14 protein-coding genes are annotated in these 22921 nt (G+C 37.5%); 10 read left to right on the top strand and 4 right to left on the bottom strand.

What is annotated here, in order from left to right:
* Window positions 1-4: 4 nt before the first annotated feature.
* The 4 genes from V7M80_RS09420 (at window position 5) to V7M80_RS09435 (ending at window position 3994) form a co-directional block, all read left to right on the top strand.
* Window positions 5-697: an OmpA family protein gene (locus V7M80_RS09420; RefSeq protein ID WP_333695635.1), complete on the top strand. Its 693-nt coding sequence runs from the start codon at window positions 5-7 to the stop codon at window positions 695-697.
* 142 nt (window positions 698-839) lie between these two features.
* Window positions 840-1511, top strand: coding sequence for a TetR family transcriptional regulator C-terminal domain-containing protein (locus V7M80_RS09425; RefSeq protein WP_333695636.1), 672 nt, complete (start codon window positions 840-842; stop codon window positions 1509-1511).
* A gap of 115 nt (window positions 1512-1626) precedes the next feature.
* Window positions 1627-2946 carry an ABC1 kinase family protein gene (locus V7M80_RS09430; RefSeq protein ID WP_333695637.1) on the top strand — a complete coding sequence of 440 codons (1320 nt, stop codon included), beginning with the start codon at window positions 1627-1629 and terminating at the stop codon, window positions 2944-2946.
* 115 nt (window positions 2947-3061) lie between these two features.
* Window positions 3062-3994: an ABC transporter ATP-binding protein gene (locus V7M80_RS09435; protein WP_333695638.1), complete on the top strand. Its 933-nt coding sequence runs from the start codon at window positions 3062-3064 to the stop codon at window positions 3992-3994.
* 30 nt (window positions 3995-4024) lie between these two features.
* Here the strand turns inward: V7M80_RS09435 and V7M80_RS09440 are convergent, their stop codons facing one another.
* Both V7M80_RS09440 and V7M80_RS09445 read right to left on the bottom strand, forming a co-directional pair.
* Window positions 4025-6436 (bottom strand): alpha/beta hydrolase family protein, encoded by a 2412-nt coding sequence (locus V7M80_RS09440; protein WP_333695639.1) that lies wholly within the window; start codon window positions 6434-6436, stop codon window positions 4025-4027.
* Between the two features lie 79 nt (window positions 6437-6515).
* Window positions 6516-7157: a hypothetical protein gene (locus V7M80_RS09445; RefSeq protein ID WP_333695640.1), complete on the bottom strand. Its 642-nt coding sequence runs from the start codon at window positions 7155-7157 to the stop codon at window positions 6516-6518.
* A gap of 186 nt (window positions 7158-7343) precedes the next feature.
* Here V7M80_RS09445 and V7M80_RS09450 point away from each other — a divergent pair, with 186 nt between their 5' ends.
* Window positions 7344-8354 (top strand): 3-oxoacyl-ACP synthase III family protein, encoded by a 1011-nt coding sequence (locus V7M80_RS09450; protein ID WP_333695641.1) that lies wholly within the window; start codon window positions 7344-7346, stop codon window positions 8352-8354.
* 67 nt (window positions 8355-8421) lie between these two features.
* Here V7M80_RS09450 and V7M80_RS09455 read toward each other — a convergent pair whose 3' ends face one another.
* Both V7M80_RS09455 and V7M80_RS09460 read right to left on the bottom strand, forming a co-directional pair.
* Complete coding sequence (locus V7M80_RS09455) at window positions 8422-10878, bottom strand: outer membrane beta-barrel family protein (RefSeq protein ID WP_333695642.1); 2457 nt, start codon at window positions 10876-10878, stop codon at window positions 8422-8424.
* Window positions 10879-10963: 85 nt separating this feature from the next.
* Window positions 10964-15550 carry a T9SS type B sorting domain-containing protein gene (locus tag V7M80_RS09460; protein ID WP_333695643.1) on the bottom strand — a complete coding sequence of 1529 codons (4587 nt, stop codon included), beginning with the start codon at window positions 15548-15550 and terminating at the stop codon, window positions 10964-10966.
* A 272-nt stretch (window positions 15551-15822) separates the two neighbouring features.
* Here V7M80_RS09460 and argS point away from each other — a divergent pair, with 272 nt between their 5' ends.
* The 5 genes from argS to V7M80_RS09485 form a co-directional block, all read left to right on the top strand.
* On the top strand, window positions 15823-17604 hold the full coding sequence (argS, locus tag V7M80_RS09465; RefSeq protein WP_333695645.1) for an arginine--tRNA ligase: 1782 nt from the start codon (window positions 15823-15825) through the stop codon (window positions 17602-17604).
* Window positions 17605-17664: 60 nt separating this feature from the next.
* On the top strand, window positions 17665-19125 hold the full coding sequence (locus tag V7M80_RS09470) for a hypothetical protein (protein ID WP_333695647.1): 1461 nt from the start codon (window positions 17665-17667) through the stop codon (window positions 19123-19125).
* The gene (locus V7M80_RS09475) at window positions 19115-20521 is read left to right on the top strand and encodes a LysM peptidoglycan-binding domain-containing protein (RefSeq protein WP_333695649.1); all 1407 of its coding nucleotides are present in this window, start codon (window positions 19115-19117) and stop codon (window positions 20519-20521) included. Before V7M80_RS09470 ends, V7M80_RS09475 begins: the two co-directional genes overlap by 11 nt.
* Window positions 20518-22032, top strand: a complete 1515-nt coding sequence (locus V7M80_RS09480; RefSeq protein WP_333695650.1) for an MBOAT family O-acyltransferase — start codon at window positions 20518-20520, stop codon at window positions 22030-22032. Before V7M80_RS09475 ends, V7M80_RS09480 begins: the two co-directional genes overlap by 4 nt.
* Before the next feature lie 225 nt (window positions 22033-22257).
* The coding region (locus tag V7M80_RS09485) for a transposase (protein ID WP_333695652.1) at window positions 22258-22921 on the top strand (664 nt) is incomplete at its 3' end.

Below are 22921 nucleotides of genomic sequence, written 5' to 3' on the forward strand. Positions count from 1 at the left end.
TGTTATGAAAAAGGGAAGTTTTGTTTTAGCTGTAATGCTAATAGGTTTTTGGATTTTCAATAGTTGCGAGTCCGTTAAAAACACTAATAATACACAACGTGGTGCCGGAATTGGTGCTGTAGCCGGAGCGGTTATTGGAGGTGTTATTGGTAACAATGTAGGTAAAGGGGGTAATGGAGCTTTGGGTGCTGTTTTAGGGGGTGTAGTAGGAGGAACAGTAGGTGGAGTTATTGGGAACAAAATGGATAAACAAGCCCGAGAGATTGAGCAAGCGTTACCCGGTGCTGAGGTAGAACGCGTAGGCGAAGGGATAAAACTCGTTTTAGGAGAAAATGCCGTTCGTTTTGAAACCGGAAAATCTACTTTGACGGCTCAGGCTCGAGCCAATTTAGATAAACTGGTGCCCGTTTTTCAAAGTTATGCCGATACCGATATTGTTATCTATGGCTATACAGATAGTACCGGAAGTGTAGAGTTTAATCAAAAATTATCCGAACAACGTGCAGCTTCTGTGCGAACTTATTTAGCATCAAAAGGTTTAGTGGCCTCTCGTTTTCAAACTATAGGAATGGGTATAAACGATCCTATTGGTGATAACGCTACAGTAGAGGGTAGAAGTAAAAACAGAAGAGTTGAATTTGCAATAACCGCCAATCAGAATATGATCAAAGACGCAGAAAAAGAGGTGAATAAATAATTCTGTATTTAGTTTTTTGGTAGGATTGGGTCTTCATTTTTGAAGACCCTTTCTTTTTTGAAATATTTTTAACATAATTTTGTTTAAAATAATTTTAAAAAAGTTAAACAAATTATTACCTTTACAGTCTAAGTAATTAATTATGACTGCAACTAAAAAATCCGCATCAAAAAAGAAGCTAGTATCAGATACTTCTATCATCACGCTTTACATGGATTCGGTATTGTCACAAAATGAAGAGCCCAAAAATGTTTATACATTTTGTAAAGAAAATAAAATTGAAGAAACCGATTTCTATTCTTACTATGGTTCGCTAGATGCCTTAAAACAAGATATTTGGTTGAAGTTATTTGAAAATGCCAAACAAACTTTAGAATCAGACGCCAATTACCTTACTTATTCTCAAAAAGACAAGGTGCTCACCCTGTATTTTACACTTGTTGAAGTTCTTAATCTCAACAGAAGTTATGTGTGTTTTGCCTTGAGAGATTCTAAAAACGTTTTGCAAAATTTACATCAAATGAAAACTTTTCGAAACCATTTCAAAAGTTTTATCGTAGATATAGTAGAAACCGAAACTTCTGAACGCGACATGCGATTGAACAAAGTGTTAAAACCTTTGTTTGCTGAAGGAATCTGGGTGGAGTTCTTATTTATATTGAAATTTTGGTTAGACGATACTTCCAAAGGATTTGAAAAAACAGATGTCATGATTGAAAAAGCGGTTAAAGCTACTTTTGATTTTATTGATACTACCCCTGTTGAGAGTCTTTTTGATTTAGGCAAATTTGTTTGGAAAGAAAAATTTAATTAACTGAACTTATTCGTGTGAGGAATAGAAGTGAAAAGTCCAAATAAAACAAGAACGACAAAGTTGGACTTACCGCGAATAAATCGGTTCCCCAAAGGCGGAATACGCCCAAAAAACTATGAAAACATTAGACAAAATACCAACCCATAAAATTGAACGTGCCGGACAACTAGTCAAAACCGGTTTGAAAGTAGGCGGCAATTATATTGCGTATTATGGCGAAAAAGTAATAAACCCCGGTTTGACCAAAGACAAATTGAATGAAAACAATGCAGAGGATATTTACGACGGACTCAAAAATTTGAAGGGGAGTGCTTTGAAAGTAGCTCAAATGCTTAGTATGGAAAAGAATATTATGCCCAAAGCTTATGTAGAAAAGTTTTCGTTGGCTCAATTTTCGGTTCCGCCACTAAGTGCCCCTTTGGTACGTAAGACTTTTAAAAATTATTTAGGAAAATATCCTGAACAACTATACGATTCGTTTACACCGGATTCTATTAATGCAGCCAGCATCGGACAGGTGCACAAAGCTGCAAAGGATGGGAAAAATCTTGCTGTGAAAATTCAATACCCCGGTGTAGCGGAGAGTATTAGTTCAGACTTAGCAATTGTGAAGCCTTTTGCTATTAAAATGTTCAACCTCCAAGGAAAAGATTCTGAAAAATATTTCAAGGAGGTTGAACATAAATTACTAGAAGAAACCGATTATGAATTGGAATTAAAACAAGGGCAATATATCGCTGAAGCTTGTTCTGCTATTCCTCACTTGCGTTTTCCCAAATATTATAAAGAACTTTCTTCCCAACGAATTTTAACTATGGATTGGATGGAAGGCGAGCATTTGTCTGAATTTACAGCCCACAATACCAATCGTGAAAAAGGGGATCAATTGGGCCAAGCGATGTGGGACTTTTACATGTATCAAATGCATGTATTACGTCAGGTGCATGCCGATCCGCATCCCGGAAATTTTTTGGTAGATGAGAATGCTCATTTAATTGCCATTGATTTTGGTTGTATTAAGCAAGTTCCTGAAGAATTTTATAAACCTTATTTTGAATTGGCTCAACCGGAAGTGATTAATAATCCCCAATTATTCCACGAAAAGTTATTTGAATTAGAAATTTTACGTGCAGACGACTCACCTAAAGAAATAGCCTATTTCACGCAGTTGTTTCATCAATTGTTGAGTTTGTTTACCCAACCGTTTCACGGTGATTTCTTTGATTTTTCGGATGAAATCTTTTTCGGAAAGATTGCCAAAATGGGTGAAGAGTTTTCCAAAGATACCCAATTGCGTAAGATGAATGGGAATAGAGGGTCTAAACACTTTTTATACATAAACCGAACGTTTTTTGGGTTGTATAATCTATTACATGATTTGAAGGCTAGAGTTCATACTAAGGACTTTGAAAAATATTGTATCAGCTCGATGTAGTTGATATGTTAGTTTGTTTATTTATTGGTTAGGTTGAAAAGAGCTGTTTTCCACGTTTGAAGACGGCTCTTTTTCTTAGCAATAATCTTTGTAGTTTTGCAGTTTAATTTACCTTATGTTACAAGTTCAGCAACTTCAATTCTCATATCTCAATCAAGTTACACTCTCAAATTTATCTTTTGAATTAGAGACCGGACAATTATTGGCCGTAATCGGCGAAAGTGGATGTGGTAAAAGCACTCTCTTAAAATTGATTTATGGATTGTATGATGCAGACAAGGGGCATATTTTTTGGAAAAACCAACAGGTTTTAGGGCCCAAATATCATTTGATTCCCGGTATGCCTTACATGAAATATTTGGCCCAAGATTTTGATTTAATGCCTTTTATTACAGTGGCTGAAAATGTAGGGAAATATCTTTCTAATTTTTTTCCGGAAGAAAAAAAACAACGCACAGCAGAACTTTTAGAATTGGTAGAGATGTCTGATTATGCTCATGTAAAAGCAAAGTTTTTGAGCGGGGGTCAAATGCAACGAGTTGCTTTGGCAAGAGTCTTGGCATTAGAACCCGAAGTTTTATTGCTGGATGAGCCTTTCAGTCATATTGATTCGTTTCGAAAACATTCGTTACGACGCAAATTATTTGCGTATTTGAAAAAAAAGCAAATTACCACATTAGTTGCTACACACGACAGTACTGACATACTTTCTTTTGCGGATGAGATTTTGGTTTTAAAAGAGGGAAATTTATGGATTCAAGGTTCTACAAAAGAGATTTACAGTAAGCCTGAGACCTTTTATACAGCTTCACTTTTTGGAGAAGTTTCTAAATTTCCCTCTCATTGTTTTCATACGGAGGAGGAGTTGTTTTTATACCCACACCAATTGGCTTTTTCCCTTGTAGGAGAGGTGCAAATAGAAGTTGTGCAGTCTTATTTTAGAGGTGGGTATTATTTAGTTCAAGCCCAATTCGATTCGGGCATTTTATATTTTGAACATGCCGATTTTTTAGAAACGGGAACCCGTGGCTATGTGATTCAAAAATAAACCCCGATAGTTTATCGGGGTTTACTAGTGTTATTGTTTTCCTTTTAGGTGTTTTTCCAAAAATTGATCTTGTTCCCACAATAAGTGCAAAATGTTGTCTTTGGCAGTGTAACTGTGACTTTCTTTGGGAAGGATAACCATTCGAACCGGAGCACCCAATCCTTTTAAAGCTTGAAAATAGCGTTCGGTTTGCAAAGTGAATGTTCCAGGATTGTTATCGGCTTCTCCGTGAGTCAATAGTAAGGGGGTTTTCATTTTATGAGCGTTCATAAAAGGAGACATACCATTATAAACTTCGGGAACATCCCAATAATTTCGCTGCTCGCTTTGAAAACCAAATGGAGTCAAAGTTCGGTTGTATGCTCCACTACGAGCAATTCCACAAGCAAATAAATTGGAATGGGTTAATAAATTAGCGGTCATAAATGCTCCATACGAATGGCCGCCAACTCCCACACGATTTCGGTCAATATAACCCAACTTATCTACTGCATTGATAGCTGCTTCAGCATTGGCAACCAGTTGTTCAATAAAAGTGTCATTTGGTTCTGTGGTACCTTCACCTATAATTGGAAAAGAGGCGTCGTCTAGTACCGCATATCCGCGGGTTACCCAATAAACAAACGAACCGTAGTAAGGAAAGGTAAACTCATTAGGGTTTTTATCACTTTGACCGGCAGAATTTTTATCTTTAAATTCTGCGGGATAAGCCCAAATTAACAAGGGTAATTTTTCTTTCTTAGTTTTGTCATAACCTACAGGTAAATATAAGGTTCCGGATAATTCAACACCGTCTTTTCTTTGGTATTTTATGACTTCTTTGTGTACGTTTTTAATACTTTCAAACGGATTTTTAAAGAAGGTAATCGGGGTTAATTTTTGAGACTTAAAGTTTCTGAAATAATAATTTGGATATTCATTTTTAGATTGAATCATTACTAAGACATCCCCTTTTTTGGCATCCTCAATAGAGAGAATTTCTTCTTTTTTATCCTTGTATTTAGATTGATAAACCCGTTTGGTTTTTAACGTGCTCAAATCAAATTCATCAACAAATGGAAATTGACCTTCTTTTGTGTGTCCATCTCCAATGAGATAAGTTTTGTTATTGTCTAGCACCAATACATATCTGCCGTATTCGTTTTTACGTGTTTCAAAAGTACCGGGATCTGAATAAATATCTTGGTAATTGCGGTCTGAAATAACTTTGGGATTCTCATTAAATTGCGAAGGATTAATCCAATAGGTTTTCATATTTCGGGTATCGTACCATCTGTCCATTACAATTGCAGTTTTGTCGTTACCCCAAATTACTCCGGCAAAACGTTGTTTGGTTTTTACAATAGATTTCGGTTGGTTTTCAAACGGAGCTTCCCATAAGAAAACTTCATCCCGAAAGGCAACGTCTTTGGCTTGGTCACCTTCGTCTAAAGCTTCTACAAAGTAAAGAGTTGCCGGTTTGTCGGTTCTCCAACTCATATTTCTTTTTCCTTTTCTAACAGAAGAAAATCCTTTTGGCATAATTTCAGTTAGTGGAATTTCATTTACGGTTTTAATTTCTTTACCAAATTTGTCATAAACTACTACTTTTTGCGGAAATCTGCTCAAAGGTACTATGTAGGAAAATGGCTTCTGTAGGGTAGTTACCATGACAAAGTTTCCATCGGGAGAAATACTTTCGCCGGCATATAAGTCGGCAGATTTGAATAGTTCTGATTTTCCATCTAGGGTAACTTTAAAAAGTTCTGAAGTTACCAAAGTTTCAAAGTTTTTTTCATCTGTTGGGTTTTTCAATAAATCCTGATACGTACGGTTTTGAGAAACACTTCCGTCACCACTGGAAACAATTGGACCTTTGGGGAGATCTTTGTTTTGGTCAATAAGTTTGGGTCGGTTGGGTACTAATTTACGTACTAACAGAGTTTGGCTGTCTCCAAACCAACTGATTGGGCTTCCCATATTGGCATTTAAAGAAGCATCCGTTAAAGGTTTGGCTTGTGCGGAAGCCAAATCCAAAACCCAAAGTTCAACTCCGTTTGTACTGGTGTGAGTAAAAGCAACGGTTTTTTCGTTGGGAGCCATAGCCAAGTTGGCTATTCTAGGGTTTTCGGGTAAGCCTTTCACTTGGATTTCATCGCGTTCGGCAACTTTTCTCACTTTTAAGTTTGTTATATAAGTTACCGTACTTGAAATATTGGTAGCAGGGTTGATTCGCAATCCACCCAGTCTCATTTCGTCCTGACTCAAATCTTCTAATGTTTTGTAGGTACTTCGGTAAGACAAAAGCATGTATTGCTTTTTGACATCCATATTCACCGATGGTGCTCTTTCAAAATCGGCTAATTCTAAAATTTCTTTAGGAGGTTTTTGGTAGGTAATATTTTCTTGTGCCCATAGGGTAGTGGTACCTAAAAACAGTAAAGCGTAAAAAATTTTTTTCATAAGTTGTACTTCAAGTATTAGTACAACTAAAATACATTATATTCCAGAGTCAGATTCAAAAAATCTGTTAAAAATAACTTTATTCTTTCACGATAATGAGAGAGGCTTTAGCTCCGGTGGCTAAGTTCCAAATATTGCTCATAATTGTGTTGCCAAATTCGTCTTGAATGGCAAATTCGGCTGTATTGGGACCGGATTCTCCTTGGTTTAAAGCTAAAAATTCGATGTTATTGAAACCCGGTGCCAATTCGTAATAAAAAATACTGAAACCGTTATTGAGAAAGACACTGTTTTCTATGATTTTATCGTTTATTATGATTCGTATTTTATCACCATCAACCGCTTCGTGATCCCGACACATGATTTTGATAAACTTGGTTTTACTTCTAAAATCTCCAAAATATTTGCCGCGTTTGTACTCTTCTTTCATTTCGGTTTCTGTACCGGTGCTCAAATTGGGTTTTACATCAAATTTAGGTTTTACAAAGCCATAATTTTTGGTCATGTCTATGGTTTTTTCTTCACGAAGTGGGGCAGAAGAACGTTCGGTTTCCGGCTTTGGTTTGGGTGTTATAATCGAAGTGCCACTTGTACTTGGGGTAATGCCAAACGAGGAACCCGAAGGTTTGGGCTTAGATGTTCCGTCTATTTGGGCAAGCATAGACAAACTTCCCATAAATAAAAGAGAAATAATCGTGATGTACAATTTTGCAACCTTCATAATTCAAATATACAATTTTAGCGTTTGTTTTCTCTTAATAAAAATATAATAGTTTGTCCTACAATAAAAATGCCAAAGATGAACCCGTAGTTTTTTTTAACAATTTTTAAAAATCAATGCCTAAAAGGGATTCTTAATTAAAAGATTGCTAAATTTGTTACTCTTAAAATAGTAAAATATTATTCTATGTATCATTCAAAAATTTCAGGGCTCGGTTTTTATGTGCCCGAAAATGTGGTTACTAATGATGATTTATCTCAAATAATTGATACAAACGATGCTTGGATTCAAGAACGAACGGGTATTAAAGAAAGACGTCATGTAGTGCGAGGCGATGGTAATACAACTACCTCTATGGGAGTTAAAGCGGCTCAAATTGCAATTGAACGTTCGGGTGTTTCAAAAGAGGATATTGATTTTGTAATTTTTGCAACTCTAAGCCCCGATTATTATTTTCCGGGACCCGGAGTATTGGTACAACGTGATTTGGGTTTGCGTACTGTAGGTGCCTTAGATATTCGGAATCAATGTTCCGGATTTGTGTATGCTCTTTCTATAGCTGATCAATACATAAAAACTGGGATGTATCAAAATATTTTGATTATTGGTTCAGAATTGCATTCCTATGGTTTAGATATGACCACCCGTGGCAGGGGAGTATCGGTAATTTTTGGGGATGGTGCCGGAGCTGCCGTGATTTCCCGTGAAACCGATTTAAGCAAAGGTATTTTATCTACCCACTTGCATTCCGAGGGACAGCATGCCGAAGAATTGGCTGTTATTGCACCGGGTATGGGGAAACGTTGGGTAACCGACATTTTAAAAGATAACAACCCGGAAGATGAAAGTTATTTCCCTTACATGAACGGTCAGTATGTGTTTAAGCATGCTGTAGTGCGTTTTAGTGAAGTAATTCAAGAAGGTTTACAGGCTAATAATCTTCAAGTTTCGGATATCAATATGTTGATTCCGCATCAGGCCAATTTGCGAATTTCTCAGTTTATTCAACAAAAATTCAAATTAACCGACGAACAAGTTTACAATAACATTCAAAAGTATGGCAACACAACGGCTGCCTCTATTCCAATTGCTTTAACCGAAGCTTGGGAACAAGGCAAAATCAAATCGGGTGATTTGGTGGTTCTTGCTGCTTTTGGAAGCGGATTTACTTGGGGGAGTGTCATCATCAAATGGTAAAAATAGAAGTTACAAAAAAAGCCCGATACATTACATATCGGGCTTTTTTTATAACTAACTTACACTTTTAGAACATTCCGCCACCTTGAGTTTCATTGGCGTCTCTTTGTTTTCTTTGCAAGGCTCTGTTTTTCCCGGAACCAAATCGGTAATTAAAGGTTACGTTGAGCATTCTACTTTCCCAACGAAATTGACCTTGGGCTCTATCGGGATTTTCACCATAAAAACGAGCATACATGGTATTAAAGATATCATTGTATCGAACACTCAAAGAACCTTGGTCTTTAAACAAGCTGTATCTAAAACCCAAATCGGTTTTCCACATGAGTTTATTGCTAAATTGAATGTCTTCTACACCGCTGCGATACATGGTAAACCAAATGATTCGAAATCTTTTTGATACATTGAAATTGTGATTCATCCGAGCATTGAAAGGAACGGTAAGCACTTCTTTTTCTACCAATTCTAAATCTACATTTTCAACAAAACCTGTGACATTTCTAAAATAAACATCGGCTCCAAAATTGGCACTCCACCATTTTTTAAAATTCAAATTCCCCGAAGTTTCAATTCCGTATTCGGTAGCATTGGAGAAATTGTCAAAAGTCATTAATTTTTTATTTTCGTCATACGGACTTTGAATAAATACTTGAGTGATAGGGTCGTTTATGTATCTAAAAAACACGCCCGAAGTAATAGCTCCCAACTTGGTAGTCCGGGTATAATTGATTTCAACCGAATTGGTAAATTGCGGATTCAAATTCGGATTACCTTCCTGATCTATGGTAGGACTACTCCAATTTCGGATTGGGTTTACTTGCCCCAAATTGGGTCGGTCTACTCTTCTGGAATAACTAAAATTCAAATTGTCTTTTTCAGAAACGCTGTACGTTAAAAACGCAGAAGGATAAACGGTAAAAATCTTATCTTTAAATTGTCCCGGTAGCTCGTCTATACGTCTGAAATTAGCTTCAACTTCAAAGTTTTCCAAGCGTGCTCCCAATTGGTAACTCCACTTTTCATTCTGCTTTCCGTAATTGGCATATGCACTCACTATGTTTCTTTTGTAATCAAAATCAGAAAAGTAATTGAAATCCCGGTCAAAAAGGTTGTCTGTAGCATCATAACGGTTTTCCAATCCCAATTCTAATTTGGTTTTTTCATCTAAAGGATTCACAAAATCGGCGTTTACAATAAGATTTTTACCTAAGGTTTCAATTTGATTGGTTTGTAACAAATTGCGATTGCCGTCATAAAACTGACTGTCTTCCGGACGATCGTTTATATTGTAATTTACTTCCAATTCAAATGTTTTTTGGGGTTTTTCAAATTGGTATTTGTAACTCAAGTTGTAAACTTCGTTTCGGCTTTTAACTTCAGACTCAAAAACTTGAATTAGTGTTGGATTTACTCCATTGGTATAATTAACCTGATTGAAGAAATACCCATCGGTTGTGTTTCGGTTTTGGTTTGTAAAAAATGAAAGCGTATTCTTATCATTGATGTAAAAGTCAACTCCGGTTTTTAGAAAATGATTTGTATTGGTATTGTTGATTTTAAAAAGAGTTAAATTTGAATTATTGGCATTGGTTAGGTTTTCGGTATCAATAAATCCACGGTTGTTCCATCTGCCATGATTGATAGAATAGGTACTGTAAAAGTTGAATTTATTGATTCGGTAATTAAAATCTAACGAACCGTTTCCTTTGGGTGTAACTCCAAAATTGGCTCCAGCATTTATATTGGCATTGAATCCTAAATTGGAATTTTTCTTTAAGATGATATTGATAATTCCACTCATTCCTTCGGGATTGTATTTCGCAGAAGGATTGGTAATTAATTCAATCTGTTTGATAGAAGTAGAAGGAATTTGCTGTAAGGCTTGAGATGCCGACAATTGAGAAGGTTTTCCGTCAATAAAAATTTGTACATTAGGATTTCCCCTTAAAGTAACCGAGTTATTTTGAGCATCTACACTTACCGAAGGTATATTGTTCAAAACATCAGAGGCTGATGGCCCTGAATTGATAAGGTCTTGCCCCACATTTACCACTTTGCGATCTATTTTTTGTTCTATGGTAGTGCGTTCACCAACAACTTCAACTTCGGCCAAAACCGTAACATCTTCGCTGAGATAGATAGTTCCTAAATCAAGATTATTCGTACCAATAGTAATGGTGTTGGTGTATGATTTGTAACCAATAAATTGAGCTTCAAATTCGTAGGCTCCCGAATTTATTTTTGGAATTGAGAATTCCCCTTTGTCGTTCGTAATTCCGCCGGTGATAATCTGGTCTTTATTTTTAATTACGATTGTAGCGTAAGGAATGGGTGAATTGTTTGATTTGTCTACTACCTTTCCGGAAACAGAAAAGGAATTTTGGGCCGTAGTTCCCCACATAAAGCATACAAATGCTATAAGACTTACATAAAATTTCATTGGATTAGGTTTGATTGATGATTGATTGATGATTGATTTTTTTGCTGTGTAAATTTTAATGTTATTGTACTTAGTAGACTTCATTTTTAGAATTATGTTACAAGAAAAATAAAAAAAAAGACCTCCAACGTGGGAAGTCTTAATTTCTAAACAACAAAAACAATATAAACTATCTCTTTAATGAAAAGTGAGATTTGAATTCTTTTTTCACTTCGTTTTCTTCGTAAGTTACGGTAAACCAATAATCTGTTGAGGGGAGCGGGTTTCCGTTTAGGGTTCCGTTCCATCCTTGACCATTGGGTCTAATTTGAGCTAAAAATTTACCATATCGATCGTATATAGAAATAAGAGCACTGGGTTGGTCTTTCAAGTCTACTATATTCCAAGTGTCGTTGAAACCGTCTCCATTTGGGGTAAAGAATTTAGGATAATTGATTACCAAAACGGTACCTGTAGCTAGGCCACAACCGTTTTTATCGTTTACTACTACTGTGTGTATTCCAGAAGCTACATTGGTAAATTCAGGACTGTCTTGAAACGGACTGCCATCTAAAGAATATTCATAATTTCCACCCACACCTTGGGCAATAATAGTCACGGTATTGGTATTGCTAAAGGCGACACTGGTTGTAAAACTAATAGTGGCCGGTTCTGAGGCTAATACTTCAACTTCAGCGGGTTCAGAAGAACATCCGGTGGCCAAATTTGTTGCAACTACCGCATAGTTCCCCGGAGCACTCACCGTGATGGAAGCCGTTGTGTTTGGCATTAATTGGGCATCCAAATACCATTCAAAGGTATGTGTTGCAGCTGATAATCCGCTTGAAATTGTGAAAGTTCTCAAGACTAATCCTGTAGCACTTTCTATACATACAAAGCCGCCGGTAGGGGTAGGTTCGGGTAATTTATTCACAATCAATTGAAGTGTTCTTACAGCAAAACAATCGGGTGCTAATATATTGGTTACGCGAACATGAACAGTGTTTTGTTCTGTTTGAGATACCGGATTGGTATTGGTATTTGCCTCAGCTAAAGTTTCATGATAAGTTACTACAAATTCACTTCCGCTTTGAGTGCCCAAAACACTTGCAGTAAGGATATTCAAATTGAAAGCGGTAATACCGTCGTTTGTACCATCTTCATCACAAGTTGTTCGTAAAGAAACAGGGACTTGGTTGGCTACGGGAGTGGGTACAATCGTTACCGTAAATGAACTTTCGTCTGTACAGTTTGGATTGAAACCTGAGTTACCAAAAATATAAACCGTTCGGGTTGTTGTCAATACAGTTCCTGCTGTGATTTGTCCTCCCGATCCATTAGGACCATTATAATAACGACCTACGGTCAATGCGGGTAATTGATAGGATGCACACGTAATTACGTTGGGTAGTTCGTCTACATTATAAACGGTTACTACAAAACTTTTTTGGTCAAAACAGTTGGGAGTTGTTCCTGTTTCGGCATATACATAAAGTGTTTGGGTTGTGGTAATTTCAGATCCGGCAGTTAACAGAGTTCCGCCACCATTTGGAGCTGTGTAATAATTTCCAACGCTCAATGCCGGTAAAATATAAGCATTACACACAAATACTGGAGCCGGTTGTGCAACCAAAGGCGTAGTGTAAACCGTTACCGTAAATGAGGTTTGGTCTATACAAGAAAAGGCCGGTCTGATTTGGTTTTCTTTGTAAATGTATAACGTTTGGTTGCTGGTAATTACAGTACCCGGACTTAAAAGAGTACCAAAACCGTTTGGGCCGTTGGGTTGAGTATAATATTGATTTCCGGGGGTTAATTGCGGAAGTACATAACTATCACAAACGGCAACGTTAGGTAAAGAATCAGCTTGAATATCAAAAACATTCACTTGAAAGCTGGTTTCTGCAGCACATCCGTTTTCAACAGCATAAATATAGATGCGTTGCGAAGTTGTAATGACATCTCCTCCAAATAAGGGTGTACCGGTACCGTTTGGACCTGTAAAATAGTTTCCAATTGCCAATGGGGTTAAGACATAACTGTTACAGCCATCAATATCCGATCTGGAATCTATATTGGGTTTGCTTAAAACGGTTACGTCAAAACTTACGGTGTTCTGACACCCATTCCCGTTATTAATGTAAATGTACAAGGTTTGCGAAGTTGTAATTTCACTACCCGGTTGAAGTAGTGTTCCGGTTCCATTTGGAGCAGTGTAATAATTTCCGGTGGTCAGCTCGGGTAATACATAAATTTCACAAGCCGAAGTTACTGCAGGAACTTCCAATATCGGTAGGGTAATGGTAACCGGAAAACTCAACTGGTCTGTACAATTGGGTTGCGATTGGCTTGGGGCATATACATATACGGTTTGAGACGTAGTAAGCGGTGTACCTGCCGGAATAGCTTGCCCTCCACCATTTGGTGCAGTAAAGTAGCCTCCAATGGGTAATGGGGGTAAGGTATAGCTAATACATTCGGTAATACTGCTAGGAACATTTAAACCAATATAAATGGTAAAGCTAGTTTCACTAATACAACCGTTATTTTCTGCAAAAATATAAATGGTTTTAGTTTCTGTAATAACATCACCGGGAGCTAATGCATTTCCACTTCCGTTAGGAGCATCGTAATAGGTGCCATTTGAAAGAGCCGGAAGTGTATATGAAGTACAATCAAAAACATTCTCCATAGAACTTACTGTGGGAGAAGGAACAATGGTTACTTCAATTCCCATGTTTATAGAACAAAATGGAGGTTCTGTAGATTGAAAATGGTAATAAATAGTTTGGGTATTGGTAAGTACAGTACCCGAATCTAAAACGGTCCCGTTTCCATTAGGCTCCGAGTAAAAGTTACCAAAGGGTAAGGAAGGTAAAACATATTCGGTACAGTATTCTCCATTCGATAATGAAATATCATTAGGGTCTACAATCGTAATCATAAAACTACTTTGGTTGGGACAACTGGGCGTACCTTCTCCCATACGGTAGATGTACATTCGTTGCGTTTCGGTAATTACATCTCCGGGAAATCTTTGCGTTCCGGTACCGTTAGGACCTGTAAAATATTCTCCATTATTCAAAGGAGGTAATGCGTAATTATCACAAACAATTACATCTTCCAAAACATCTACAACAGGTAGACTGGCAATTACTAAATTAAAAGAAACGATGCTAAAACAATTGGAGTCCGTTACATTTTGTACTCTGGCATAAATGGTACGCTCTGTTGTGGTTAATGCATTGGCATTTAGGGCATTGGTTCCATTTTGAGCTTGGGAAAGATTAAAGTGATAGGTTACTTGATTTTGAGTGTTAGATTGTCCATTTAAAATTAAGGGTGTGTGATTGGATAATACAAATCGAGCTCGAGATTGATTGGTAATTAAAGCACATGCAATCAAATCTCCCGGATTGTGAGCCGTAGGTGGAGGAGTTACTAATAATTCAAACGGATGTACTGCAAAACAAGCTGTATTGTTTCTTTGGATACGGACATAAATCGTTTGGTTACCTGTACTTGTATACAATAGGGGTAAGGCATTGGTTCCGCTATTGGCTTGAGCCAAAGTTGCATGGTAGGTTACGGTTGTGGCTGCAGTAATACCTTGAGTAACACGTGGCGTGTTGATTCCTAAATTAAACTGATAACTAGAAGCTCCAGTATCACATCTTAAGATATTGATTGGGGCAGGAGTTGTAAAGTTTTGGTTGTATTCAATTACGATGCTGTCTGATACAGATTGACAAGGATAAGCTATATTCGAATAAGTCAGTACATAAGTGCCTCCTTGGGTTACAGTCAAAGAAGGACCATTTTGACCACTTAGAATTACCCCATTTCGACTCCAAACAAAGTTAAATTCAGAAGGGTTTAATCCGCTGTTAATCACATAAGTTTCCCCATTACATAAGGCATTGTTGGTTGCCATAGTCAAATCATTTCCTAAAACATTTTGACCAATATTGAAAGTATTTGCCGATAAAAAGATAGCCGAATCCGATTGTGGATCTACACGGTCTGCTATGACCAATTTGATTCTGTAGGGAATATTTGGGGTTAAAGTTGCCGAAGCATTCATAACTACCGTTTGTCCATTGAAATTGGTAGCCGAATGGGCTGCTTGAGTTCCTCCGTTGAAGGAACCAAAATACTGTGCATTCTCAGAAGTACAAGCCGAATTATATAAGAAATCCCGAATGGTTACAACAGAAATAGGGGTATTGGTATTGGGTACTACGGCCAAATTGGTAGTAACTCCGGTATTTAAATTGGTTAACAAAAATGCAAAAGCATCCGAAAATTGACATTGAAAATTCCCATATTCCTCGGAGGCAAATAAAAAGTCAAAGTCAAAATAGGGCGATAAAGCCACAAAATCAAATTCCAATACCGTAGCATTTATTGAGGTCATTGCAATACCTGACTGAGCTAGAATAGTTTCCAAATCAGAATCACCGGGCCATGAAGTACTGCCATCGCTCAACATGCTGGTGTTTGGACCTTGAGCATTTAGTACATTTCCGGTGCTCAATATAACGCCTCTTTGCATTGGAAAATTGGGATTCAAATTTTCAAAATACCCAATTCCGTTGGAAGAGCCAAATTGCGAACCTGTTCTCCAAGATATGTTGTTTACGCTCAAACAAGGCGAATTCAATAACACTTCATTTACCAATTGTGGCACGGTATATTGGTTGGTGTTTACCGTAATACTTTGGGCAAAACCTAGAGAGGAAAGTAGTACGAAAAAATAGTAAAGTTTCGTTTTCATTTCAATTTGGGGAATTAATGAATACTTTTATTGACTTTTGACAGAACAAATTAACTAATTTTAATCGATAAAAAGCAAAAAAAATCGATGAAATGCATTTTATGACTTCATAAAACAGAATATACTTACATAAAGCTGTAGAACTTTTCACTCGGTTTATCAAATTGGCTTTTTTTTAATTTTTAAAACAAAATATTCCCATTTCAATTTCACATCCCTTTGATTCTATTTTACTTTATCTGTATCTTTGCCCACCTAAAAATTGAGAACCAATGCATATCACACACATTTTGATTCCCGCTGTAGAAGAAGCTGTACGAACTATTTTTGGTGTAACCGCACCCAAACTGGAATTTCAAAATACCCGAAAAGATTTTGAAGGCGATGTGACTTTGGTTATTTTTCCTCTTCTAAAAGAAATTAAAGGAAATCCGGTAGCTATAGGTACGCAACTGGGAACTTATCTGCAAGAAAATGTAGCTTTGGTTTCCAAGTTTAATGTGGTTTCGGGTTTTCTCAATCTCGTGATTGATGATTCATATTACATTCAATTTTTACAAAGTATTTACACTCAAAAAGCGTATGGTTTTAAAGATTCTTCCGCTTCAGAAAAAGCTGTAATGGTAGAATATTCTTCTCCCAATACCAATAAACCGCTGCATTTAGGTCACATTCGAAACAACTTATTGGGGTATTCGGTGGCTGAAATTTGTAAAGCTTCCGGAAAGAAAGTTTACAAAACCCAAATTATTAACGACCGAGGCATTCACATTTGCAAATCAATGGTAGCTTGGCAGAAATTTGGCAATTCAAAAACTCCGGAATCAGCCGGTTTCAAAGGAGATAAATGGGTAGGAAATTTTTATGTAGCCTTTGACAAACAATACAAAACCGAAATTAATACTCTGATGCAAGAGGGTTTTTCGGAAGAAGAAGCCAAGAAAAAAGCTCCTATAATGTTGGAAGCTCAACAGATGCTTTTGGATTGGGAAGCCGGTAAGCCCGAAGTTATTCAGCTTTGGAAAACGATGAATCAATGGGTGTATGACGGTTTCAATCAAACGTATGCTAATTTGGGAGTCAATTTTGACAGTTTGTATTATGAAAGCGACACCTATTTGCTAGGAAAAGAGGTGGTTCAATTGGGTTTGGAAAAAGGGATTTTTGAAAAAGACCCCGATGGTTCGGTTTGGATTGATTTGACCTCAGATGGTTTAGATCGTAAAATCGTATTACGCTCAGACGGTACAGCAGTCTACATGACCCAAGATATTGGTACAGCTATTCAACGGGTGAAAGATTTTCCCGATGTGGGGGGTATGGTGTATACTGTAGGTAACGAACAGGATTACCATTTTAAAGTGTTGTTTTTAATTCTTAAGAAATTAGGTTTTGATTGGGCAGATCATTTGTATCACCTGTCTTACGGCATGGTAGAATTGCCTTCAGGCAAAATGAAATCTCGTGAGGGAACTGTAGTAGATGCCGATGATTTAATGGAGGAAATGACCCAAACCGCTGCCAAAATTTCGCAAGAATTGGGCAAATTGGATGGTCTTTCTGAAGATGAAAAACAAAAACTGTATAAAATTATTGGTCTGGGAGCCTTGAAGTATTTTATGCTTAAAGTAGATCCTAAAAAATCGATGTTGTTTAATCCGGAAGAATCGGTAGATTTTGCCGGAAATACCGGGCCTTTTATTCAATATACGTATGCTCGTATCCAGTCGATTTTACGAAAAGCCGATTTCGATTTTTCACAACCCGATGTAACACCACCAGTTTTGCATCCCAAAGAAAAAGAGCTTATCAAATTGTTGGAAGCGTTTCCCGGAGTGATTCAGAATGCGGCCCAGGCTTACAGTCCGGCTTTGATTGCCAACTATACTTACGATTTGGTTAAAGAATACAATTCGTTTTACCAAGCCGTTCCTATTTTACCCGAATTGAATGCCGATTTGAAAAAATTCAGAGTGCAGCTTTCGTACAAAGTTGGTGAAGTAATCGCTTCGTCATTTTCGCTATTGGGAATTGAAGTACCCAATCGAATGTAAGAGTTAAAAACCCCAAATTGTTGAGTCGTTGTTCTATTTGTAAATTAAGTTAGGTTTAAAGTGGCATTCAAGTCGTCCTATTTTTTTAAAACCGCTGCAGTACTTTTGGGTTCTGCATTGTGTTTTTTGGTTTTTTTGGAAATTTTGCCCAAACGCATTTTTTCAGAATCAAAAAACTTGACTCAAAATGTAGCAATAGACAGTTTGTTACTCGAAACTTTGGCAGCCGATTCTTTGGCTGTTCCGGAACATGACACTTTGGTTTCCCGAAAAATAACATTTGAGCCTTTGGATGGCATTGAATTCCCTGCTGAATCTTTTGAACAGTACAAAGGATTTCAATATTTGATTCCGTTTTTTGAAAAATTATACCAGTTGGAAATAGAACACCAAGGCGATATTCGCATAGCCTATTTTGGCGACTCTATGACCGATGGCGATATGATTGTTCAAGATTTCAGAGCTGCTTTTCAATCGCAATTTGGAGGTAACGGCGTTGGTTTTGTATCAATTACATCAGAATCTGCCGCATCCCGCAGTTCGGTAACACACAAACATTCTACCAATTGGAAAACGCAATCTTACCTTACCGTTAAAAAACCCCTCAAACCTTTTGGAGTAAATGGCCACGTGTTTTTTGCCAATGATACCCTAAGTAATCCTTGGGTTTCCTACAAAGCCGGAATGGGCAAACATACGGCAATGCTTTACCAACCTACATTATTTTACGGTAAATCATCCAATGAAAAAGGGGAAGTAAATTGTATTATTGGAAAAGATACTTTGGTAAAAACGTTAAAACCCAAATTGGCATTAAATTTTCTTAACTTTTCTGAACTTCCGGTTAAGAGTTTGAAAGCCATTTTTAATAAAGCCGATTCGATACCCATTTACGGATTTAATTTTGATGACGGAAAAGGAGTGCATGTTGACAATTTTTCCAATCGAGGCAATTCCGGTTTACCCATTTCTACTTTCAATCCTGCTCTAATGCAAGAGTTTCACAAAAAATTTGATTACGATTTGATTGTTTTGCATTACGGTACCAATGTACTCAATTACGGTTCTCTCAATTACAATTGGTACGAAAAAAGCATGGCCAAAGTGGTCAATCATTTAAAAACGTGCTTTCCCGGAGTTACCGTTTTGGTAGTATCTTCTGCAGATAAAGCTACCAAGTACGATTTGGAAATGAAAACCGATTCGGCAGTTGTACCCTTAATACAAGCCCAAAAACGGTATGCATTGGTTTCCAAATCGGGGTATTTCAACTTATTTGAAGCTATGGGAGGCGAAGGCTCTATGGCCAAATGGGTAGATGAAGAAAATCCGGCAATGGCCAATAAAGATTATACACATTTTAATTACAAAGGTTCTCAAAAAGTGGCAGGCTTGTTGTATGATGAATTGATGCAGGGCTATGCTTTGTACAAATCTTTGCGAAAACGAAAACCAAAATTAACCGCAAAACCGACTTCCGATTCGGTTAGCCTAAAACCTACAGTCCTTGATGAACCTTAAACTCAGTATACTTTTCACGCTTTTGGGTTCTGCGATTTTGTGGGCTCAAACCGACTCGTTATATGTAGAAATTGATACCACAGTTCAATGGGAAACGCAACCCAATAAATTGATTAATTCTGCGGCTATGGCCGCTTTTTGGACTAAGCTTCAAAAAAACAGCCTTCAAAAAAACGGAAAAATTTCTATAGTTCATGTAGGGGATTCTCATATTCAAGCCGATTTATTCTCCGGCTATTTTCGCAGAAAGTTGCAAGAGCAATTTGGCAATGCCGGACGCGGATTTGTTTTTCCGCACAGTTTGGCAAAAACCAATGGAATAGATAAGGTGCGTTTTTCTTCCCAGTCGGTTTGGGAAAGCCAACGCAATATTTATCCCGATACCGGTGCTCCCGTGGGCCTGAGTGGCTTTGCATTGTTTACCCGCTCCATAGATTGTGCCATAGAAGTTCAAATTCGAAAAACGGAGGCGGCCTTTCATACCCTTAAAATCATTACCCCTCAAAATCAACGCATGTTTGACGTTGCTTTGCAAGCTCAATCCGTTACGGTTGAAACAGAGGTACAACAACCGCAAGTTCACAAAATTAAAAATGGCGAAAGTCTATCGGTTATTGCCGATAAATATAACGTGTCTGTTAAAGCTCTCAAAGCTGCTAATGGGTTGAAAAACAACAATATTCGAGCCGGAAAAAGCTTGCAAATACCCGTAAATCAAACGGTAAAAAAAGCTACACAACGTTGGGAATACAATCGTATAGCTCCAGTACTCAAAGAGGGGTATCACGAATTTACTTCGGATACTTTACAACACCGAATTTTTCTTTTACCCCATGCCGAGGCTGCTTCATATGCCTTGAACGGATTGGTACTCGAAAACAAAAATTCGGGCCTAATTTACCATACAATTGGAGTCAACGGAGCCAAGTTTTCCGATTACAACAAATATGCTTTATTCTTCGAACAAATTAAGGTACTGCAACCCGATTTGATTGTAGTGTCTTTGGGTACCAATGAAAGTTTTGATAAATTGATTTCCACCGAATACATCACACAGTTGAATGTCTTTTTAGAACGAGTGCGTAAAGAAGTACCTCAAACCGCGTTTTTGATTACCACACCACCACCTTCGCTATTCAAACGGAAGTTTCCCAACACCTTTGTAGCCGACTATACGCAAGAAATTCTCAAACAAGCCGAAGTTCAAAACTACGCAGTTTGGGATATGTTTTCCCAACTGGGAGGCTTGTTTGGTATGAAAGAAGCGGTAAAGCAAGGCTGGATTGGTGCCGATAGAGTGCATTATACCAAGGCCGGTTACGAAAAACAAGGTCAACTTTTAACAGATGCTTTTCTGGAAGCGTTTCAACTTTTTAATTCAGAAAACGGCAAGTGATACCTCTTTTTAATTGGAACCATTGGATAGACCAAAATATCCTTTCGATCACTTGGGAACAAGTGCAAAATGGGTTGATATACAATCCTCAAAAACCGCTGCTGTTTAACAGTGCTTTGTTTTTGGGCTTGTTTTTGGTGTTTTATATGTTTTATATAATAACCCAAAAAACGCATCGCTTACGCATTGCTTATGTGGTCGCTTTTTCATTGTTTTTTTACTACAAGTCCAGTGGAGTTTTCTTTTTGCTTATTATTTTTTCGTCGGTATTGGATTATGCCATTGCCAAATTGATTTACGAAGAAAAAGAGGCTTTTTACCGGAAGTTTTACTTGGGGGTTAGCTTGGTGGTCAATTTAGGATTGTTGGGTTATTTTAAATACACCAATTTTTTTATTGATAATACCAATTTACTTTTGGATAAGAATTTTGAATTTCAAGATATCATTCTTCCCGTTGGGATTTCATTTTATACATTTCAAACGCTAAGTTACACCATTGATGTGTATCGAAAGGAACTCGAGCCGACCAAAAGTTTCATGGACTTTTTGTTTTTCGTTTCGTTTTTCCCTCAGTTGGTGGCGGGACCTATTGTTCGAGCCAGTGATTTTATTCCGCAGATATACAAGAAATTGAAACTCACGAAAGAAGAATTCAATGCGGCTTTGTTTTTGATAATAGGCGGATTGTTGAAGAAAGCGGTTATTTCCGATTACATTTCCATCAACTTTGTAGATCGGGTGTTTGATGCACCCAACAATTACTCTGCTTTTGAGAATTTAATGGCCTCTTATGGTTATGCCATTCAGATTTATTGCGATTTTTCGGGGTATTCCGATATGGCAATAGGATTGGCTTTACTGATGGGTTTTTGGTTGCCACCCAATTTTAGAACACCGTATCAATCGGCTTCGGTGACCGAGTTTTGGAGGCGTTGGCATATTTCGTTATCATCGTGGTTGCGGGATTATTTATACATTTCGTTAGGAGGAAACCGCAAAGGCAAGTTTAGAACTTATGTGAATTTATTTCTTACGATGTTATTGGGAGGTTTGTGGCATGGAGCTTCCTGGAAGTTTGTTTTTTGGGGTGTTTTACACGGCTTGGCTTTGGCAGTAGAACGTTATTTTGGCATGTTCATCCGATTACCTAAAAATTACATCATCCGAACCCTTCAAATCTTTTTGACGTTTCATTTTGTGGCGTTTTGTTGGTTGTTTTTCCGAGCCAAAGATTTTCATACGGCATTTGAAATCATGCAAAACATCAGTAAAATCACCTTTACTCCCCAGCAATGGTTGATTATTGCCCAAGGCTATCAAAATGTGTTTTTACTAATTGCGATAGGCTTTGTATGGCATTTTCTCCCCAATAGTTTCATCAAACTACTCCAAAAAGGTTTTGATGCAACGCCTTTAATTGGGAAAGCGGTTGTATTGGCTTTGGTTTATTGGATAGTGTATGCCACGGCCTCTGCCGGTCCGCAACCGTTTATTTATTTTCAGTTTTAGAGTTTTTAGAGTTTTCCCAAAATTGGAGAAACGTAAAGAGAGTACTCTCTTATTGAATAGGATTGAAACAAAATCTATACGGCTTGGGTGATGAGTGTTTTTTTGAAAGTGGGGTAGAAGAGTGGAAAATCCTGATATGACGGTTAATGGTTGTAACCGTTGCACAACCCCTCAAATATACCAAAAAAATCTTGCAAAAAAGAATTACTTTTCTTATTTTTAGTCATGCAAGGAAAAAAAGAACTCACCCCAAAAATACTCTACCAAGTTCATTTACAGGACTTGATTCCGGAGGATAATTATTACCGATTGTTGGATAAAGCCATTGACTTTGGGTTTTTATACAAAGCTACACAAGACTATTATGGCCAAGAAGGACAAGAGAGCATTGACCCGGTGGTCTTCTTCAAAATTTGTTTGGTGGGTTATCTCAACAACATCAATTTCGATCGAAAACTCATTGAATATTGTTCCAATTGTTTGGATGTTCGTTTGTTTATTCGGTATGATATTGATGAAAAACTACCTTGGCACAGCACCATCAGCCGTACCCGTCAATTGTATGGAGAAGAAGTGTTTATGGAACTCTTCAAAAAAGTACTTTCGCTTTGTGTGGAAAAAGGAATGGTGCGTGGCAAACGCCAAGCGGTAGACAGTGCTTTTATCAAAGCCAATGCCTTGATGGATAGCTTAGTAGAAAAAGAAGTATTAGCCGATGTTGATTATTATGCTCAGGAGCTCAATGACAATAGTGAATACAAAGTAAGCCACACCCGAAAAAAGCTTGTTGATCAACACCACCATTGGAAAACAGAAGCTTACAAAGGCATGCCCAAAGGAAGTATCAAAGGCGACAGAAAAGACGAAAACGGCAACCTTATCCGCCCCA

Origin of the sequence: Flavobacterium sp., assembly GCF_036759525.1 — a bacterium.
Taxonomy (GTDB): Bacteria; Bacteroidota; Bacteroidia; order Flavobacteriales; family Flavobacteriaceae; genus Flavobacterium.

Excerpts from the sequence above, each read along its gene's own strand:
- V7M80_RS09420 (WP_333695635.1), top strand. The coding sequence starts at position 5 with ATGAAAAAGGGAAGTTTTGTTTTAGCTGTAATGCTAATAGGTTTTTGG.
- V7M80_RS09425 (WP_333695636.1), top strand. The coding sequence starts at position 840 with ATGACTGCAACTAAAAAATCCGCATCAAAAAAGAAGCTAGTATCAGAT.
- V7M80_RS09430 (WP_333695637.1), top strand. The coding sequence starts at position 1,627 with ATGAAAACATTAGACAAAATACCAACCCATAAAATTGAACGTGCCGGA.
- V7M80_RS09435 (WP_333695638.1), top strand. The coding sequence starts at position 3,062 with ATGTTACAAGTTCAGCAACTTCAATTCTCATATCTCAATCAAGTTACA.
- V7M80_RS09440 (WP_333695639.1), bottom strand. The coding sequence starts at position 6,436 with ATGAAAAAAATTTTTTACGCTTTACTGTTTTTAGGTACCACTACCCTA.
- V7M80_RS09445 (WP_333695640.1), bottom strand. The coding sequence starts at position 7,157 with ATGAAGGTTGCAAAATTGTACATCACGATTATTTCTCTTTTATTTATG.
- V7M80_RS09450 (WP_333695641.1), top strand. The coding sequence starts at position 7,344 with ATGTATCATTCAAAAATTTCAGGGCTCGGTTTTTATGTGCCCGAAAAT.
- V7M80_RS09455 (WP_333695642.1), bottom strand. The coding sequence starts at position 10,878 with ATGAAGTCTACTAAGTACAATAACATTAAAATTTACACAGCAAAAAAA.
- V7M80_RS09460 (WP_333695643.1), bottom strand. The coding sequence starts at position 15,550 with ATGAAAACGAAACTTTACTATTTTTTCGTACTACTTTCCTCTCTAGGT.
- argS (WP_333695645.1), top strand. The coding sequence starts at position 15,823 with ATGCATATCACACACATTTTGATTCCCGCTGTAGAAGAAGCTGTACGA.
- V7M80_RS09475 (WP_333695649.1), top strand. The coding sequence starts at position 19,115 with ATGAACCTTAAACTCAGTATACTTTTCACGCTTTTGGGTTCTGCGATT.